This is a genomic window from Gilvibacter sp. (assembly GCF_013214815.1).
Taxonomy (GTDB): domain Bacteria; phylum Bacteroidota; class Bacteroidia; order Flavobacteriales; family Flavobacteriaceae; genus Gilvibacter.
This window is the reverse complement of the sequence record NZ_JABSPU010000121.1, coordinates 1-3,357: the sequence shown is the minus strand read 5'-3', so window position 1 is coordinate 3,357 and position 3,357 is coordinate 1. Positions and strand designations below refer to the sequence as shown.

At 43.3% G+C, this 3,357-nt stretch carries 4 protein-coding genes; 3 read left to right on the top strand and 1 reads right to left on the bottom strand.

Annotation, left to right across the window (positions count from 1 at the left end):
* The first annotated feature begins 76 nt into the window (after positions 1–76).
* Both HRT75_RS14310 and HRT75_RS14305 read left to right on the top strand, forming a co-directional pair.
* Positions 77–874, top strand: a complete 798-nt coding sequence (locus HRT75_RS14310) for a DUF1501 domain-containing protein (protein ID WP_291188172.1) — start codon at positions 77–79, stop codon at positions 872–874.
* A 45-nt stretch (positions 875–919) separates the two neighbouring features.
* Positions 920–1,327: a hypothetical protein gene (locus HRT75_RS14305; RefSeq protein ID WP_291188168.1), complete on the top strand. Its 408-nt coding sequence runs from the start codon at positions 920–922 to the stop codon at positions 1,325–1,327.
* 1 nt (position 1,328) lies between these two features.
* Here HRT75_RS14305 and lysA read toward each other — a convergent pair whose 3' ends face one another.
* Positions 1,329–2,525, bottom strand: a complete 1,197-nt coding sequence (lysA, locus tag HRT75_RS14300; RefSeq protein WP_291188165.1) for a diaminopimelate decarboxylase — start codon at positions 2,523–2,525, stop codon at positions 1,329–1,331.
* 175 nt (positions 2,526–2,700) lie between these two features.
* Between lysA and HRT75_RS14295 the strand changes: the two genes are divergently transcribed.
* The coding region (locus HRT75_RS14295) for an ATP-grasp domain-containing protein (protein ID WP_366665087.1) at positions 2,701–3,357 on the top strand (657 nt) is incomplete at its 3' end.

Here is a 3,357-nt window from a genome sequence, read left to right as displayed (position 1 = left end):
GGGATACCCCAATCCAAACCGGTCGCATTTTAGAAGTATGGATATTTGGCATACCGCTTCAGACTGTGATTAGTATTTGCAATCGGGTTGGTTGGGTCGTTATTTGGATCATCAGTGTGCGGGGAGCCGCCAGAATCCTTTGGCTATTGAAATTGATGGTAGTTTGAGCCTAGCTTTAAAAGGGGAGGAGCAAAAGGCCTTAGCGATTCGCAATGTGAAGCAATTCAACAAGATGTCCAAGAGCAGATTGAATCAGTTTTTACTTGAACAACACGAAGCCGAACATCACCTCGTCATTCATGCGTTTTTGTACAGAACCGTGAGAGAGACGGTAAACGCTGCAGATTATTTAGAATCTCAATTAAATCGAATGCCGCGGCACAGTCAGTTTCCAAAGACTCAGCTGGGAGGGCAACTCAAGACCATTGCTCAAATGATGAGCGCCGGTTTGGACAGCAGTGTTTACTATGCTTCTATGAGTGGATTTGACACCCATGTAAATCAACAGCAGGTGCAGCAACGACTTTTATCGCAAGTGGATGATGCTGTAGGCGTGTTGGTGGACACGTTAAAAAAAGAAAACCTTTGGACGGATACTGCGGTGATGATCTTTTCTGAATTTGGCCGACGCGTAGCGGAGAATGGCTCTCAAGGGACAGATCACGGCTCTGGTAATAAGGTATTCTTACTCAGTGGAGGCCTTAAAAAGCAAGGCTTTTTTAATGCGTTGCCGGACCTCAGTCGCCTTAATGATGGAGATCTGGCCATGCAGGTTGATTTTAGACAGATCTATTCCTCCTTACTAAAAGATTGGTTCAAGACAGATCCTAGTAGCATTGTTTCTGGAAGATTTGATTCCCTGAACATCTTCTAGTAAAAAGCAATTGCTTAAATTCAGGCTCACAAAAAAATCTGAACCATGAAAAATTTGGCATTGCTACTCTTCTTGACGTTTTCACTGAGTCTAACTGCTCAGAATGAAAAATTAATTGGTAAGTGGACCGGCGACAGCAAAGGAGAGGTAGGAAGCATTGTTTTTGACAATGAAGGATACATAACCTTTATCATTGAAGGAAACCCAATGGGTGGCAAAGCTTTTGACATGGACGGGGTTACTGCGAATATGACTTACGCAGTAGATTATAGCGTTAAACCTTATCCAGTTGAAATAGATGTGAATGTACCCGAAGTAGGCACTGTTGGGACCATGTATGGTTTTATCGAATTCCTTTCAGACGATTCTATAAAAATGGCAGTGGGGCAATTGGGTGAAAAGATCACCGCCATTACCCCACAGAATTCCATTGTCCTTACTCGGGACGAATGATCTATACTATTTGATTTCTGAGCAGATCCTCAAAAGTTTCTCGTTTGCGGATTAGTTTCCAATCGCCATCAATGAATAAGGCTTCAGCAGGGCGGTAACGGCTGTTGTAATTGCTTGCCATAGTAAAGCAATAGGCGCCGGCATTACTAAAGCTCAACACATCGCCTTCAGAAATCTCAGAAATGCGTCTGTTGTTGGCAAAGGTGTCTGTTTCACAGATATACCCAACCACGGAGTAGAAGCGCTCTTTACCTTCAGCATTAGAGATGTTTCTGATCTGATGCTGAGCTCCATATAGCATAGGTCGGATCAAATGATTGAAACCACTATCGACTTGTGCAAAGACTGTTGAGGTAGTTTGCTTAATGGCATTTACGCGCACCAAGAATTGACCGGCTTGACTCACTAAGAACTTCCCTGGTTCAAAGGATAGGGTTAGCGGACGGCCGTATTCCGCCTCAAATTCATTAAAACGTTGGCTCAACTTTTCTCCAAATTCTTCTACATTGGTTTCTATATCACCCGCTTTATAGGGTACTTTGAATCCACTTCCGAAGTCGATAAAGTCCAAAGTCTTAAAGTGTTTCGCCGTCTCAAAGAGGATCTCAGAAGCGTAAAGAAAAACCTCTACGTCCAAAATATCACTTCCTGTATGCATGTGAATTCCGTTGATGTGCATTCCCGTATTCTCCACGATTCTCAAGATATGTGGCAATTGGTGGATGCTGATCCCAAACTTGCTATCAATATGCCCCACAGAAATGTTGGTGTTACCACCAGCCATTACGTGTGGATTGATACGGATACAAACAGGTACATCAGGATGGGCCGTTCCAAACTGCTCTAAAATGGCGAGGTTATCAATATTGATCTGCACCCCTTTGGCAGCAACTTGCTCGATCTCTTCAAAGGAAACTCCGTTAGGAGTGTATATTATGTCTTTAGGATCTGCGCCGGCCTCTAAGCCCAAAAGGACTTCTTGAATGGAAACCGTATCTAAACCAGCGCCGAGCCCATTGATGAGTTTTAAAATGGACAAATTACTGGAAGCCTTGACCGCGTAGTGGATCTTGAGTTTCTTCACCTGTTTAAAAGCTGCAGTGAGGCGTTTGTATTGAGACGCGATCATTTGGGCGTCATACACATACAAAGGGCTGTCAAAGCGATCTACAGCTGTTAAAAGGTCTTGATTTGTCATTGTTTTAAAATTTTAGCCCACTAAATTAAGCAAGCCGGTTAAATCTTCTGCAAGACAGAGTCGATAAAAAAGTGTTAAGCTTTCGATAAGTGTTCTATTTTCTAGTTGAAATTTGTTGGTTCAGACCGTTCGCATTTGCTACCTTTGCAAAACAGAAAAAAACACGACCGAGCATATGAATCTACACGAATATCAAGGCAAGGAAATATTAAACAGTTTCGGGGTACAGATCCAAAGAGGATACGTAGCCGAAACTCCAGAGCAGGCTGTTGATGCTGCAAAAAAATTAACTGAGGAGACCGGAACCGGTTGGCACGTGATCAAAGCACAGGTTCACGCTGGGGGTCGCGGAAAAGGTGGCGGAGTAAAATTGGCCAAGAACTTGGATGAAGTTCGCGAGATTTCCGATCAGATCTTAGGCATGCAACTCATCACTCCGCAGACTTCTGCAGAAGGGAAAACTGTTCACCAAGTTTTAATTGCTGAAGATGTTTACTATCCAGGCGATTCAGAACCAAAGGAATACTATATGAGTGTACTTTTGGATCGTGCTGCAGGTAAGAATATGATCATGTACTCTCCACAAGGAGGTATGGACATTGAAGCCGTTGCTGAGGAAACACCAGAATTGATCTTTACAGAGACTGTAGAGCCAGACACCGGATTGCTTCCTTTCCAAGCGCGTCGTATTGCCTTTAACCTAGGCTTGAGCGGTAAGGCGTTTAAAGAGATGACCAAGTTCGTTTTTGCTTTGTACAAAGCGTATGAGAACTCAGACTCTTCACTTTTTGAGATCAACCCAGTTTTAAAGACCAGTGATGATCGTGTGATC

Coding starts and splice junctions, on each gene's coding strand:
- HRT75_RS14305 (WP_291188168.1), top strand. CDS start 920: ATGAAAAATTTGGCATTGCTACTCTTCTTGACGTTTTCACTGAGTCTA.
- lysA (WP_291188165.1), bottom strand. CDS start 2,525: ATGACAAATCAAGACCTTTTAACAGCTGTAGATCGCTTTGACAGCCCT.